The sequence below is a fragment of the Alloalcanivorax mobilis genome, assembly GCF_002864685.1.
GTDB classification, from domain to species: Bacteria; Pseudomonadota; Gammaproteobacteria; order Pseudomonadales; family Alcanivoracaceae; genus Alloalcanivorax; species Alloalcanivorax mobilis.
This window is the reverse complement of the sequence record NZ_NMQZ01000010.1, coordinates 1-14726: the sequence shown is the minus strand read 5'-3', so window position 1 is coordinate 14726 and position 14726 is coordinate 1. Positions and strand designations below refer to the sequence as shown.

The window sequence follows — 14726 nt, the reverse complement described above, 5'->3', positions numbered from 1 at the left end:
CATGGCGATCACGCCGGTGGTGCTGCTGACCGGTTTTCTGGGCAGCGGCAAGACCACGCTGCTCAACCAATGGATCGCCGCCCGCGACGACCTGGCGGTGATCATCAACGAACTGGGCGAGATCGGCATTGACCAGCACCTGGCGCGGGCGGTCGGCACGCCGGTCACCTTGCTGGCCGGCGGCTGCGTGTGCTGCGCGGTGCAAGGCACCTTGCGAACCACGCTGCGCAATCTGTTCATGGCGCGCGCCGCCGGTGATCTGCCGGCGTTCACGCAGGTGGTGGTGGAGACCACCGGCGTCGCCGACCCGTTCGCCGTGATCGGGGTGCTCGAGCAGGACCCCTGGCTGCGCAAGCGGTTCGCGCTCAGCGCGGTGATCACCGCGGTGGACGCCAGCGCCGGCCCACAGGTGTTGCGACGCCACCCGGAGGCCCTGGAGCAGGTCACCGCCGCCGATCTGCTGCTGCTCACCAAAACCGACCGTACCGATGATTACCAGGCATTGGAGCAAACGCTCGGCGCCCTCAATCCCGGTGCGCCGCGCTGGCCGGTACGCCACGGCGACAGCGAGCAGGACCCTCTGGCGCTCACGTTCTCGCGCCGTTGCCGGATCACCGGCACGCTGACCCCGCTTGGCGCGTCGGGCACTCAGCGCCATGCCCATGGTCTATATCCAGCGGTATTGAGGATTGACGGCGCGCGTCCCTATGCCCTCTGGCGGGAGGCTCTGGATGAGCTTTCGCGCCTCAGTGGCGAGCGGCTGATCCGGCTCAAGGGCTTGTTGTGTGTCGATAAGCTCGATGGCCCCCTGCTGGTGCAGGGGGTGGCATCGCAACCGCTGGAGATGACGCCGCTGGCGGTGTGGCCGGAAGACGGACGGCACAGCCGGCTGGTGTTGATTACCGACGGAGACGCGGATTTCCCGGTTGCGTGCCTGGAACGGGTGCGCGCGATCGTGGATGCTGGTGATGTGGACAGCGGCTAAGGAGAGAGCGATGCACGGACGGATTTGGATACTGCTGGCGTTGCTGCCAATGATGGCAATGGCGGACCCGCCGGACGCCGCCCGGGGCGAGCTGCGGATGGCGCTCAAGGGCCAGGCCCTGGTGGCGCACCTGAGCTTGCCCGCCCCGGTGGTGGTGGGCTTTGACCACGCCCCGGCCGGCGACGACGAAAACATGGCGGTCACCGACGCCCTGGCGCGACTGGGAAAGGCCAGCAATGTGCTGGAGCCGCTCGCCGAGGCCGGCTGTGAAGTGACCCGCGAAGGCGTGGAAACCGGCCTGGCGCCGTTGGAGCAGGGCGATGCACCGGCCTCGAAGCCGGCCTCCAACCCGGCGTTCCAGGCCCGCTATGCCTGGCATTGCGCCACCCCGCAAGCCCTGCTGGCGGTGGATGTGCCGCTGCTGGAATTTCTCAATGGCGTGGCGCTGGATACCCTGGTGGTGACCGATCAGGGGCAGCGTTCGTTGATACTGGCGGCGCCGCAGACGCGATTGCCGATTGTTGAGCAGCCTTAGCGGGCTGCTCTAGTTTTCAGTGTTCAGTTTTCAGTGTTCAGTGGTGCTGTTGGTTCTTTATTTTTGCAAACCTTATACCCGGTACGGTCGGGCTTTTCGGTATGCTCGGGTAGACGTCTTTGAATCACGCCCGGTGCGGGCGGGTCACGACAGCAACTGGCGCGACAGCAACTAATCAGCACAGGGAGATCAGCGTGCCCGAGAACATGGACAGCGCCCTGGCGGCGGCGGATAAAGTGATTGAACTCACCGGTGGCGAGATCCGCCTGGGGTTGCCCTTGGGGCTGGGTAAGCCCAACCGGTTCGTCAATGCGCTTTATCGGCGCGCCGAGGAAAATCCCGACATTACGCTGGATATCTATACCGCGCTGTCGCTGGGCAAGCCCGGCGCCGGCAGCGATCTGGAACGGCGCTTTCTGGAACCGTTCGCCGAGCGCGTGTTCGCGGACTACGAGGAACTGGCCTACCTGAAGCCGTCCAAACGGGATGCCTTGCCCGCCAACATTCGCGTGTTCGAATTCTTTTTTCAGCCCGGTTCCATGCTCAACAGCACCAGCGCGCAGCGCCACTACATCAGCGTGAATTACACCCATGCCGCCCGCGACATCAATGCCCGTGGCGTGAACGTGGTGGCGCAGATGCTGGCCACCCGGGAGCGCGACGGCGAGCGGCAATACAGCTTTGCCTGTAACCCGGAAGTGACCCTGGAATTGCTGCCGCTGTTAAAGGCGCGTCGGGACGCCGGTGAAACCATTGTCGCGGTGGGGCAGATTCACCATCAGCTGCCGTTTATGGAAAACGACGCGCGCCTGGGTGGCTGGCTCGCCGAGATGGACATTCTGATCGATGACCCCGAGGCGCAGACGCGCCTGTTCGGCACCCCGAATATGCCGGTGGTGTTGCAGGATCATTTCGTGGGCCTGCACGCCAGCAGCCTGGTGCGTGACGGCGGCACCCTGCAGATTGGCATTGGCGCGCTGGGCGATGCGCTGGTGCACCACACGATTCGCCGCGACCAACAGCCCGAGGATTACCGCAAGGTGATCGCCGCGCTGGATCTGCCCGTTGAACACCAGCGCCTGATCCAGGCGGAGGGCGGCGAGGCACCGTTCGGCCAGGGCCTGTATGGCTGCAGTGAGATGATGACCCACGGTCTTTTGAAACTGATCGACGAGGGCATTATCCGCCGCCGCGTATACGATTGGCCGGCGCTGCAGGCTCGGGTGCTGGAACAGCCGGACCTGACGCCGGGCTGGCCGTTGCTGGACGCTCTGCGCGAGGCCGGTGAACTGGGCTCGCCGCTCACCGACAAGCAGCTCGAGCGGTTGGTCGATTACGGCATCGTTGATGCGCGGCTGGCGTTATCTGGTGATGAGTTGCTGTTGCCCCACGACGTGCGCGTGGCCAACGATCTGGACGACAGCGCTACCCGGGAAGCAATGAAGTCGGTGTTCGGTGCTTCGTTGAGCGGCGGGATCGTGATGCACGGCGGCTTCTTCCTGGGGCCGGAGTCGTTCTATCAGCGGCTGCGTGACCTGGATGACGAGTCCCGGGCGGCGATCAACATGACCCGCGTCAACTTTATCAACGATCTGTACGGCGGCGAGGACCTGCGCCTCTTGCAGCGGCGCGACGCGCGCTTTATCAACACCGCGTTCACGGTCACGCTGCTGGGCGCGGCGGTGTCCGATCAGCTCGACGATGGCCGCGTGCTCAGTGGTGTGGGCGGGCAATACAACTTTGTCAGCCAGGCCCACGAATTGCCCGGTGGGCGCTCGATCCTGATGACCCGGGCCTGGCGCGAGCGCGGTGGCGAGGCCCATTCCAACGTGGTGTTTTCCTATCCCCACAACACCATCCCCCGGCACCTGCGCGACATGGTGGTGACCGAATACGGGGTGGCCGATCTGCGTGGCAAGACCGACGAAGAAGTGGTGATGGCGATGTTGAACGTGGCCGACAGTCGCTTTCAGGCGGAGTTGATGGAGCAGGCCCAGGCGGCGGGCAAGCTGCGCAAGGACTATGTGATCCCCGAACGCTTCCGCCACAACAACCCGGAGTTTCTGCGGCAGGTCGCGCAAGCCGGAGATCGCGAGGCGTTCACCACCTTCCCGTTGGGCACCGACTTCGATGCGCGCGAACAGCGCCTGATGAAGGCGCTGACCTGGCTCAAGGAGCGGGTTTCCCAAAAAGAATATCTGGCGCTGGGACGCCGGGCGCTGTTTCAGGATCATCACGCCCGCGATTACGCGGCGGAACTGGAGCGCATGGGCCTGGCCGACCCGCAGGGCCTGCGCGAGCACCTCTACCAGCGGTTGCTGGTGGCGGCGCTGGACGAGACCCGCTAGCGCCGCCTGCGCCCAAAAGCAGCCCGGCCTCTCCTACAAAAAAACGGGGCGCGGGCACAACGCCTCAGTTGTCTTCTTCGATGCGTTCGCCGCCGGTGGGGGCCAGCGGCTCGCGGCCCTGATCTTCCGGCAGGGGAATCCATTCGTGCTCGTCGGGCACCGCTGCGAAACGTTGGTGGCGCCAGTCCTCGCGGGCGCGTTCGATGCGCTCCGGGTGGGACGACACGAAATTCCAGTGGATGTGGCGGCGTCCGGGCAGTGGCTCGCCGCCGAACAGCATCAGCCGTGCTGGCCGGTCGAGGGCCTCCAGCAACCAGCTGCGGCCGCTTTCCAGCACCATCACATGGTGGGTGGGTAACGGTTCGTCGCTGGCGCGCGGTTCACCACTGACCACATAGATGGCACGCTCCAGAACACTGGGCGGCAGCGGCAGCGAGGCGCCGGCTTCCAGTTCGATGTCCAGGTACAGGGCCGGGGAATCGGTGACCACCGGTGAGCGCAGCTCGAACGCCTCGCCGAGCAGCACCCGGGCGCGCACGCCACGGTCTTGATAGACCGGCAGGGTGTCGATGGGGTGATGGCTGAAGGCCGGCTCGTCGTCCTCGAACGCTTCCGGCAGCGCCAGCCAGGTCTGAATGCCTTCCACCGGCACCCCGCTGGCGCGCACATCCTCTGGCATTCGCTCGGAATGAACGATGCCGCGCCCGGCGCTCATCAGGTTGATCTCGCCGGGCTCGATGCGCTGAACCGTGCCCAGGCTGTCGCGGTGCATCATCGCGCCGGAGAACAGGTAGGTTACGGTGGCCAGGCCGATGTGCGGATGCGGACGCACGTCGCCGTCGTGGCTGCCTTCGGGGAAGCGGTGCGGGCCCATGTGATCGAAAAAGATAAAGGGGCCGACCCGCTGCCGGCCGGCCGCCGGCAACAGGCGACGTACCGGAAAGCCAATGTCCCGGGTCACCGGTTTGATCAATTCCATTCAAACTCTCCCTGTCGGCGCGAGGGCGCCGTGAAGGGACAGCATACACCCGGCGCCGCGATTCAGCTTGAGCAACTCAGCGCCAGCCCCTGGGCCCAGTCCGGCGGCAGGTCGGCGTAGCGGGCATGCTCGGGCTGCTCGTCGAACGGCCGTCTGAGCACCGCGAAAAGAGTGTGCAGGGGCGCGTTGTCGCCGGCCTCGGCGGCTTCAATGGCCTGCTGGGCCAGGTAGCCGCGCAGAATGTAGCGGGGGTTGCGCAGGCGCAGGCGTTCGCCGCGCTGAGCGTCGTTGAGGGGCTCGTCGCGCAGGCGGGCGGCGTAACGGCGGGCCCAGCGGCGGAAACCGTCGCGATCCGAAAATTCGTCTTCCGCCGGGGTGTCGCCGCTGGCGCTGTCGAGCTGGCACAGGGCGCGGAAGGTGCGGGTGTAATCAGCACGTTGGCCGGCCATCAGGGTGAGCAGATCGTTGATCAGCCCTTCGTCGTCGGCCTGGGTGTCGAACAGCCCGAGTTTTTGCCGCAAAAGCCCCAGATATTCGCCGTGCAGAATGTCGCCGTAGCCGTCCAGCACCGCTTTCAGGCGCTCCCGGTCGATGCGGTTGGACAGCGCCAGGGCCAGGCAGCTGAGGTTCCACAGCGCCACCTGGGGCTGGCGATTGAACGCATAGCGCCCGCCGGCGTCGGTGTGGTTGCAGATAAAGCCCGGGTCGAAGCCGTCCATGAAGGCGTAGGGGCCGTAATCGAAGGTGTCGCCAAGAATGCTCATGTTGTCGGTGTTCATCACCCCGTGAGCAAAGCCGACCGCCTGCCAGCGCGCCACGGTGATGGCGGTACGCCGGGTGATTTCCTGGAACAGCAGAAAGTGCCGGTCTTTATCGTTGGCCAGATCGGGGAAATGCAGCGCCAGCACCTGTTCGAGCAGGGCGTCCATGGCCGCCTGCTGATCACTGTGAAACAGGTATTCGAAGTGGCCAAAGCGCACGTGGCTGCGCGCCAGCCGCAGCAGCATGGCGCCGCGCTCTTCGGTCTCGCGCTGCACCGGCGTGTCCGAACCGATCACCGCCACCGCGCGGGTGGTGGCGATGTCCAGATGATGCAGCGCTTCGCTGGCGAGAAATTCGCGAATGCAGGAACGCAGCACCGCCCGGCCATCGCCGAAACGGGAGTACGGCGTGCGCCCGGCGCCCTTAAGGTGCAGGTCCCAGTGTTGGCCGCGCGGGTTGACCACCTCGCCCAGCAACAGGCCGCGGCCGTCACCCAGCTCCGGATTGTAGGCGCCGAACTGGTGGCCGGTGTACTTCTGCGCGATGGGCGCCATGCCCGGCATCAGTGTGGCGCCGCTGAAAGCCTCCAGCAGGTCCTGATCGCTCCAGGCGCTGGGTGTGTCGTCGAGCAGTTGCAAGGCGTCGTCGCTGCGCACGATCAGACGCGGGTTGGCCAGCGGCTGCGGGGAGACGTCGCTCCACAGCGAGGCGGGCAGGGTGCGGAAACGGTTATCGAATTGGAGTCGGCTCATGTCGCAGTAGTCGGGGTGAGAGGCGCGTTTCACAAGGGCGCGGGCGGCTATCGCCAGCGCCCGACGAGGCAATGCTTAAGGACCGTCCCGGTCGGTGGATCGGTCCGCGCCGCGATTCGGCTTGCCGCCGCTCAGGGCCTTCCAGAACGGAATGCGACGGGTTACCGACACCATCTCGTCCACCGAGTCGCTGATGCCGGAGAGGCGATCCACGGTGTCGCGCAGGCCGGCGAGCTCGTCCACGTGCTGGGAGATCTTGAACACCACCATATAGAACTCAAGCAGGGCACGCAGTGTCGAGGCCAGCACCAGAAAGCCGATCGGGCCGCCGATGAACAGGAAAAACAGGCCGCGCCAGGTGGACACGGTGAAGGCGTCCACGCACAAATACAGCAGGCCCAGGGCGATGCCCACCAGGGCGACCCCGTAAACGCCGGGGATTACCTGGATGATCATGTATTTATCGAACTTGAAGCTGAACAGCTCACGCCAATACTGAAGGCTCCAGAAAGCCAGCCGACGCAGCTTTTCGTTGACCGCCTCGCCGGCGGCCGGCGGTGGCTCCGATTCAGTGGGCGGGGTGCGGGTGGCCGGATCGTTGGGGGTATCGTCTACCATTTCGCGTACTGCTCCTCGACGAAGCCGTGCAAATCGCGCACGGCGATGGCGGCCTGGTGATGAGGGCGGATGTGCCCTTCGAAGTGGCCGAAAAGTTGTTGGAAATTGCTGGCGAACAGACCGGCGTTAAGACGTTCCCGGTGGCGTCCGCGGGGGGTGAAGGTGAGATCGATCTGGCCGCAGTGGCTGCGCAGCCGCCAGGGTTGGTCCAGGTCTCGCGGGTGATAGTCGAAATCCACGCCCTCCACCTTGATCAGTTGGTCGTCCAGCCACAGGCAGTTTTCCGTGACGCTGGTTTCGTTGACGCCACAGGACAGATTCACGCCCAGGCGCCGCCCTTCGATCTGACCGGACAGGCAGGCCCAGTTCCAGAACGTCTCGCGGCGCATGTAGCCCGCCGAGAAATCATGGTGGGCGCCGGCCCGCTGCAGCCGCGACAGATCCTGTTCGCGACCGTGGCGGCGCAACACCCCGGCGACCGGCACGCCGGCCACTTTATTGGCGTAGGTCCAGCCATTAATGCCGGTGCGTGTGCAAATCGACATCGGCGCATACCCGGGCGGCTCGATCAGGCTGGCCTGCAGATCCAGCCCGGGTAACGCCACGGCCAGGCTTTTTTCCCGCTGGCCGTCGGGCGTGGCCCGGTAGCCCATGTGGATCGACACGTTGCGTTGCTGAAACCGGCTCTCGCCCTGGGTGGGTGAGTCGCTCAGGGTCAGCGCCCGGGCCAGGGGCGAGCGCCAGGTGTATTCGCTGAGCTCGCCGCTGGCGGTGTCGTAAAGATAGAAAAACGCGATGCCCAGGTAGGCGGTGTCCGCCAGCGCGCAACCGATCAGCAACGAGTCGCTGAGCACGCCGAAATACTGGAACTGCTTATAGTGGAAATGCCGGGCAAACCGTGAGGCGGGCCGCCCCATGGGCGTGTGGTAATCGTGATCACGGCCATTGATGCGCGCCAGGGTGTCCGTGAACAGGCCCAGGCGTGGGCGGCCATCGGCGCCAATCACGGTCTCCGGCGGTGGGTCGAAATGCATGGTTTCTCCTGGCCGGCGTGTTATTGGAATTATCAGGTGCGGCTGCCGGGCCAGTGCGAAGGCACCAGGAAGCCGATACGCCGTTGCTCGGTGACGATCATCATCGGTCTGTGTTGCTGCTCAACATAGTCGGCGAGGGCGGCAGCGGCAAGCTCGGGCGTCTGGTTGTCGGACAAGCTTTCCGGGCAGTGCCAGAGGTCATGGGGGATCAAGCGCGCGGGCCGCGGCGCGCTACGCCACCAAAGCCCACGTTGATGATCCGCGTAAGCCTGGGGCGGGCTGAGGAGGGCGGTGTGCGCGGGATAAAACAGCCGTCCACGGGTGAGCAGAACGCGGCGCCGCACGTGATAACCGGCGCCGGCCAGTTGCGTGGCGATCAGCGGCTCGTGGGTGCGCTTTAACTGATATCGCTGAAGGTGACGTGCTTTGTCGGCCAGTTGGTCGGCGGGGTTGGGGCCGGGCCAGGCGCCGTGATCGGCCAGGCCCAGGTAGAATTTGAGCGCCAGTTCCCAGTGCGCCAGCTCGCCGCTGGCACGGTCGCGCACCAGCATGTCCAGCTCGCCCAGTGTCTGGCCGCCGTTGCGCAAGGGCAGGTTGCGGGCCACCAGCTCGAAACGTTCGCTGTGTTCGATCAGCGCCGCGACCAGATTTTCAAAATGCACGCCGAGGCGGCGTGGGCGAGGTTGCCGTGCCAGCGCCCGCGCCGCCGTCTCGATCAGGCCGGGCTGCGCGGCGCTTGCCAGAGCCAGCCATGGCCCGCCGTCGTCCACCCCGGCGGGTGTGTTCAACAGCGCGGGCGCCTCCAGCAGCCACCGCAACTCTCCGGCCAGCGCGGCCGGATCGCTCATGTGGCGGAGGCGTTAGCCAGGTCGGTGTGCAGCGATTGCCGCACTTCCTCCGCCCACTGCAGCCAGGCCCGTTGATCGAGGATGCCCCGGCGCACGGTCAGGTAGCTGAACAGGTTTTGCTCGCGGCCCTGTTCATCCAGTTTTTTCGCCAGTGCCTCGAACGTGGCAAGCCGTTCTCTTCGTTGTTTGGCCAGCAGTTCGAGTTCATTGATCAAGGTTTGAGTGTCGGCCAGTTCTCCGCCGGCCACTTTCACCATGAAGGCGTCACGAATGCGCGCCGGCCCGGCGGGCTTGCGCAGCCAGCGAATCAATTCCTGGCGGCCTTCCTCGGTAATACTGTAGAGCTTCTTATCCGGTTTCCCCTCTTGTGGCACATGACGGAAATTCACCATGCGCTGATCGTTAAGTTTCCCCAGTTCCAGATAGATTTGCTGGTGCGTGGCATTCCAGACCAGGCCGATGCTGTTGGCAAACTCTCTGGCGAGGTCATAGCCGCTGGCTTCCTGGTCTTGAAGAAGGACAAGAATGGCGTGGCGCAGTGACACGGCTGACTCCTCGTTAATGATTATGATAGTGCTGGTTTGATAGTAGAGAGCGCTCTAAGCGCTGCGCAATCCGTTGTATAAGCACTTTTGTAAAAACTTAGTGTCGTTCGTGGAGTCGCCGGTACCCTGGTAATGTTTTGTAGTGAAATCGTGTCACCGACTGTGTCAAAAAGATAACAACGACAAAAAAATGTGATCGGGTTTGCGTTTCTCCGTGTCGATCAGACGCGTCGACTCAACTGAACATTTTGCCGTGGAATTTGCGTGGCCGCGTGAAGGTTAAAAAGATTTTACGGTTAAGGCGGCTCGCTGCGCGGACCGCCTGGCGCGTTCTTTCAGCGTGTCAATTGCATGCCGCGATAGTACTCGGCGGATTGCAGAAACTGTTCGTCGGCGAGATTGGGGATGATCTTGTTGATCACGCCGTAGCTGGCGCGGCGGGTGGTGTCCACGCCAACCGCAGCGACCTTGCGCAGAATCGGGCCAAAGCGCAGCAGCTCGACGGGCTTGTCGAAATACCAGAGCAAAGCCTGATCGGTGACGCCGCGCAGGTACGCCACCAACTCACGGCGGGCGGTGTCGGCATCGCCGGCCTGGTGGGTCGCGGTTACCCGGCGGCCCTGCTCGGCGAGCGCCTCGCTGATCGGAAAGGCGACATACCAGAAGCTGTGGTCCGGGGCGGCGATGCGGATCTCGTCCATATAGGCGGCGGCGGCCTGGTTCTGTTGCAAATCCATTTTGCGGGCGCTGCGTCCGATCACCAGCGCGGTGGCTTTGTTGATGGTGTCCGTGGCGATGCGAATCAGGCGCATCTGTGTGCCACTCAGGCCGGAAAACGAGGCGGGCTCGAGAAAGAAGGCGTTCAGAGCCTCTTCGATAAAGGTGGTCATGATCTTCTCCACCTGCTTCGGCTCCGGCTCGCTGGCGCCTGCTTGCATGCGCTGAATAAAGCCGTCGGTCATCCGGTGCAGGGCGTCGCTGGAACGGAACGCCACATAGGTCGTTGTCATTGCTGCCTCTCGCTCTGGGTCGAAGGGGTATCATAACGCCCGGCGACGGGCGCACGGAGACGGCGTGGATTTTGGCCCGCCGGGACCGGAAATGCCGGCGCGCTCTTTCCTTTGGCCAGCGAATGCCGGATGATGCGCCCCCGAACAGAGGAGTGAACCGATGCTGACGGTTGTCACGCCGGACGCGGAGCAAGTAACGCGCTGGTTGGAACAGGCCAACATCCAACATTATATTTGCGACCAGTGCCACGGCCTGCACCTCTCGGAGTTGCAAAGCCGGGAAGGGGTGGTCGATGCGCGCCTGTTCGTGGAAGAAGACGGCCTGTTGCTCTCCACTGAACTGGAAGTGCGCCCGGCCGCGCTGTTCGCGGTGCAGGCGGAGTTGTCGCGTCTGAACATGGAGTTTCCGTCGCTGAAACTGTTCCTGGACGTGAACGACGACTCGATGCCACGTCTGGTCGCTTGCGACCTGTTGCTTGGCCGTTGTGGCGTCACGTTCGACCAGTTTATCTACTTCGTGCAGGCGACGGTGGACGGCACCGTGCAGTTGCTGGACGATTGCCAACAGGCCGATTGGTTGTTCTGGCCCGACGAAGAGACCCCGGTGACCGAACCCGGGCCTCTGCACTAGCGGACTCCCCGATAGGCCCTGGAGAAGGGCGAGCTGAGGATACGGCCCTGGAAAACCGAGCTGACTCGTTCGATGGCGCCGGCGGCGACCGCTGCCAGCGGCTGATCGAGGATCTGGTGGCCCGCCACTTCGCGGTGGCGCCCGGCTATTTCCCCCCGCATTTGATTCGCGCCTTGCGCCGTGAGGCGTTGCTGCGCGACCGGCGCGATGAATTCCAGGTCGCCGGCATTGGCCGCCGCCAGGACCACCAGCACAATCGCCGCGTACGCCGCGACCGCACCCGCTGGCTGGACGGCTCCACCCTGGCGCAATGCCGCCTGCTGGAAGAGCTGGAGCAACTGCGGCTGGCGGTCAACCGGGCCTTGTTTCTGGGGCTGTTCGATCTGGAAGCGCATTTCGCTCTTTACGACCCGGGCGCCTATTACCGCCGCCACCTGGATGCCTTCAACGGCAACAACGGGCGGGTGTTGTCGGTGGTGCTTTATCTCAATGATCGCTGGCAGGCCGAGGAAGGCGGGCGGCTGCGCATCTGGCCGGACAACAACGCCCTGCACCCGGCCACCGAGGTGATGCCCAGCGCCGGCACCCTGGTGTGCTTTCTCAGCGACCGCATTCCCCATGAGGTGCTGGAAGCGCACCGCCAGCGGATCAGCATCGCCGGCTGGTTCCGCTGCAATACCACCACCGCCGAACGGCTCGACCCGCCCAGATAGCGGTTTCAGTGCTTCGGTTCGCTGCCCTTGAAAATTCTCGGCATGACCCTATTTATTCTCCGTGACCCAATCCGGCCGGAGAGTCACGTCACCCATCTATGAGTTCGCGCGATCGCCTGCGGGGATCCCGTGAGACGTTTTGGAGGTTATGTGATGAATACTTTGGCACCCCTGTTTCGACATACCGTGGGTTTTGACCGTTTCGACGAGTGGCTGGAGACAGCGCTGCGCTCCGATCAGTCCAACGGCTATCCGCCCTATGACATCGTGCGTGAAGGCGAGGGCAGCTACCAGGTGGTGATGGCCGTGGCCGGTTTCCGCCGTGAAGACCTGACCATCACGGTGCAGGAAAACGTGTTGCGGATCACCGGTAAGCCGGCGGAGCAGACGCCTTCGGAAAGCCGCCACTGGCTGCACCGCGGCATCGCCCGGCGCGCCTTTGAGCGCACCTTCCGGTTGGCCGAGCACGTACGCGTGGAAGACGCCAGCCTCAACGACGGATTGCTGGTGGTCACCTTGACCCGGGTGGTTCCCGAGTCGCACAAGCCGCGCCAGGTGCCGATCAACGGCGAGCGCACCCTGAACGACCAATAACCGCGATAAAAGCCCCTCTCCCCACGCGGGAGAGGGGCCGCCTGCAACGTTTGCCTGTTTTTCCCCGAGGCCTGCAAGAGGCCGCTCATTCCCGCCGGTTATCAGCATCCCCGCCATAGAGCAAAGCGGTCTAGTGCTTTTCCTTCCTTCCCGCGCCAAGCGGCGCAAAATCAATGCAGGGCTCGCGGTAACGGGCGCAGCGGGCACAGCGGTGGGCGCCGACACGTGGCTCTCCGGACAGCCGCCCGATGGGTAAGGAGAGGCTTTATGAAGCGCTTTTACTACCTGACGGATTCCATCGACAGCGTGCAGGGCATCAGCCAGGATCTGGATCGCGCCGGGGTTGGCGGTGCCCGCGTGCACGTCAGCGGCCGGGACGCGGGGCCTTTGGCGCGCGCCCGCCTGCGCGCCAGCACCCTGTTGGAAGACACCGACATCATGCACACCGGGTTTCTGGGCGCGCTGTTCGGTGCCCTGACCGGGGTGGTGCTCGGCTTCGCCCTGGCCGGGCTTGATCCCTGGGGCTGGCAGCTCGATCTCAGCGTGGTGGTGGTGACCACCGCCTTTTGCCTGTGCCTCGGTGCCTGGATGGGCGGGATCTTCGGCATATCATCGCGCAATCATCATTTGCGCCCATTCTGGGCGGAGGTGGAGAAGGGGCAGTATCTGGTGATGGTGGACGCGGACGACGACCGCCAGGCCCGGCGCATCGACGAGATGATGAATCGCGAGCACCGCGAAGTCCGCCAAGTGGGCCGCGAGGATCACTACAGCCCGTTCGATTGAGTGCCGCCAAGAAGCCGATCAAGTGTTCGCCATGGCTTGCATTGGCAAACGGCTTTGGCCACAATGCGCGCTCGCTGATTGGCGCGTAATGGCCGACCTGCCGGTCCCCCCGCAATGACAAACTGTGAACTCCGCCAGGCCCGGAAGGGAGCAACGGTAGCAGTGGACTCGTGTGCCGGGGTGTGGCTGGCGGGAAGGCCTCCAATCCTTCCGCCGCCGTGCTCAGCCCCTCCCTCCGCGCTGTCTTAACCGCCTCGAATTCGCTAGCATACGGCTTTCCCTGACGTCCCTATATTTGGCTGGAAAGCGATGAGTTATCAGGTTCTTGCCCGCAAGTATCGACCGCGCACCTTCGATGAACTGGTGGGCCAGGAACACGTGTCCCGGGCGTTGATGCACGCGCTCGATCAGGACCGCCTTCACCACGCCTATCTGTTCACCGGCACCCGCGGGGTTGGCAAGACCACCATCGCGCGTATTTTGTCCCGTTGCCTGAACTGCGAAGAGGGCGTCAGCAGCCGCCCGTGCGGCGTGTGCGCTACCTGTAAGGAAATCGGCGAAGGTCGCTTCGTGGATCTGATCGAAGTGGATGCCGCCAGCCGCACCAAGGTGGAGGACACCCGCGAGCTGCTGGAAAACGTGCAATACGCGCCCACGCGGGGGCGCTACAAGGTGTACCTGATCGATGAGGTGCACATGCTCTCGGCGCACTCGTTCAATGCGTTGCTGAAAACGCTGGAAGAGCCGCCGCCGCACGTGAAGTTCCTGCTCGCCACCACCGATCCGCAAAAGTTACCGGTCACGGTGCTCTCCCGTTGCCTGCAATTCAGCCTCAAGGCCCTGCCCGCCGAGCAGATCGCCGGGCATCTGCAAGTGCTGCTGGAGCGCGAAATGATCCGCTTCGAGGCGCCGGCGTTGCTGTCGCTGGGGCGCGCCGCTCAAGGTTCCATGCGCGACGCCTTGAGCCTCACCGACCAGGCCATTGCCTTTGGTGGCGAGCAGCTTACCGAGCAGGCGGTCAGTGCCATGCTCGGCACCGTCGACCGGGCCCACGTGCTGACCTTGCTGACCGCCCTGGCAGGTGGTGAAGCGGCGCCGGTGCTGAAGGCGCTGGCCACGGTGGCCGAGCACGCCCCGGACGAGCAGGCGCTGCTCGATGAGTTGGTGGCGGCGCTGCATGAACTGGTCATTACCCAGGTGCTGGGCGAAGGCGCGGAAGCGCGCATGACGGAACTGGCCGGCGCCTTTGCCGCCGAACAGATCCAGCTCTATTACGATGTCGCTCTGCGTGGCCGCCGCGACCTTCAGGACGCCCCCGACGCCCGCGCGGCGCTGGAGATGATTCTGTTGCGCATGGTGGTGTTCTCTCCCCGCGGCGTGTTGCCGGGCGGGGAGGCCCGCGCCCCGGCAAAAAAGCCTGAACGGGCCACACCGGCGGCGGCGGCGCCGGTGGCGGACTCCAATAACCTGCGTGCGCTGCTCGATACGGGACGCGCGGCCTCCAGCGCCGCCGGGCTAAGCGATTCCGCGCCGCCCGCCGAACCGGCTCGCCCGGTGGCGCCCGCGCCGCCCGCCCGGCCGGACCC

The 14726-nt window shown here is 64.7% G+C and carries 15 protein-coding genes and 1 other RNA gene; 9 read left to right on the top strand and 7 right to left on the bottom strand.

Features of this window, described 5'->3' with window-relative positions:
- Position 1: 1 nt before the first annotated feature.
- From CGS25_RS07430 to CGS25_RS07420, 3 genes are all read left to right on the top strand, one after another.
- Positions 2-985: a CobW family GTP-binding protein gene (locus CGS25_RS07430; protein ID WP_089032592.1), complete on the top strand. Its 984-nt coding sequence runs from the start codon at positions 2-4 to the stop codon at positions 983-985.
- Positions 986-995: 10 nt separating this feature from the next.
- Positions 996-1520 carry a ZrgA family zinc uptake protein gene (locus CGS25_RS07425; RefSeq protein ID WP_157933795.1) on the top strand — a complete coding sequence of 175 codons (525 nt, stop codon included), beginning with the start codon at positions 996-998 and terminating at the stop codon, positions 1518-1520.
- 194 nt (positions 1521-1714) lie between these two features.
- Positions 1715-3868: an acetyl-CoA hydrolase/transferase C-terminal domain-containing protein gene (locus CGS25_RS07420; RefSeq protein ID WP_232802307.1), complete on the top strand. Its 2154-nt coding sequence runs from the start codon at positions 1715-1717 to the stop codon at positions 3866-3868.
- Between the two features lie 64 nt (positions 3869-3932).
- On the opposite strand, the gene CGS25_RS07415 is transcribed toward CGS25_RS07420, so the two are convergent.
- From CGS25_RS07415 to CGS25_RS07385, 7 genes are all read right to left on the bottom strand, one after another.
- The gene (locus CGS25_RS07415; RefSeq protein WP_101675072.1) at positions 3933-4847 is read right to left on the bottom strand and encodes a pirin family protein; all 915 of its coding nucleotides are present in this window, start codon (positions 4845-4847) and stop codon (positions 3933-3935) included.
- 62 nt (positions 4848-4909) lie between these two features.
- A complete protein-coding gene (locus CGS25_RS07410; protein WP_101675071.1) occupies positions 4910-6361 on the bottom strand; it encodes a protein adenylyltransferase SelO in 1452 nt (483 codons plus the stop codon).
- A 75-nt stretch (positions 6362-6436) separates the two neighbouring features.
- On the bottom strand, positions 6437-6979 hold the full coding sequence (locus CGS25_RS07405; RefSeq protein ID WP_101675070.1) for a DUF4282 domain-containing protein: 543 nt from the start codon (positions 6977-6979) through the stop codon (positions 6437-6439).
- Entirely contained in the window at positions 6973-8013 is a 1041-nt protein-coding gene (locus CGS25_RS07400) for a DUF2804 domain-containing protein (protein ID WP_101675069.1), read from the bottom strand. Before CGS25_RS07400 ends, CGS25_RS07405 begins: the two co-directional genes overlap by 7 nt.
- A gap of 32 nt (positions 8014-8045) precedes the next feature.
- Entirely contained in the window at positions 8046-8861 is an 816-nt protein-coding gene (locus tag CGS25_RS07395) for a DUF1853 family protein (protein ID WP_101675068.1), read from the bottom strand.
- Positions 8858-9406: a PadR family transcriptional regulator gene (locus CGS25_RS07390; RefSeq protein ID WP_089032585.1), complete on the bottom strand. Its 549-nt coding sequence runs from the start codon at positions 9404-9406 to the stop codon at positions 8858-8860. Before CGS25_RS07390 ends, CGS25_RS07395 begins: the two co-directional genes overlap by 4 nt.
- 335 nt (positions 9407-9741) lie before the next feature.
- Entirely contained in the window at positions 9742-10416 is a 675-nt protein-coding gene (locus CGS25_RS07385) for a hypothetical protein (protein ID WP_089032584.1), read from the bottom strand.
- 160 nt (positions 10417-10576) lie between these two features.
- On the opposite strand from CGS25_RS07385, the gene CGS25_RS07380 reads away from it, so the two are divergent.
- From CGS25_RS07380 to dnaX, 6 genes are all read left to right on the top strand, one after another.
- Positions 10577-11047, top strand: coding sequence for a YbjN domain-containing protein (locus CGS25_RS07380; RefSeq protein ID WP_089032583.1), 471 nt, complete (start codon positions 10577-10579; stop codon positions 11045-11047).
- Positions 11048-11163: 116 nt separating this feature from the next.
- Entirely contained in the window at positions 11164-11760 is a 597-nt protein-coding gene (locus tag CGS25_RS07375) for a 2OG-Fe(II) oxygenase (RefSeq protein ID WP_232802306.1), read from the top strand.
- A 153-nt stretch (positions 11761-11913) separates the two neighbouring features.
- On the top strand, positions 11914-12354 hold the full coding sequence (locus CGS25_RS07370; protein ID WP_089032582.1) for an Hsp20 family protein: 441 nt from the start codon (positions 11914-11916) through the stop codon (positions 12352-12354).
- 267 nt (positions 12355-12621) lie between these two features.
- Positions 12622-13140, top strand: a complete 519-nt coding sequence (locus CGS25_RS07365; RefSeq protein ID WP_089032581.1) for a hypothetical protein — start codon at positions 12622-12624, stop codon at positions 13138-13140.
- 98 nt (positions 13141-13238) lie between these two features.
- Positions 13239-13335: signal recognition particle sRNA small type (gene ffs / locus CGS25_RS07360), an RNA gene on the top strand.
- Between the two features lie 114 nt (positions 13336-13449).
- Positions 13450-14726: DNA polymerase III subunit gamma/tau (dnaX, locus tag CGS25_RS07355; protein WP_101675067.1), on the top strand; the 1277-nt coding region annotated here is incomplete at its 3' end.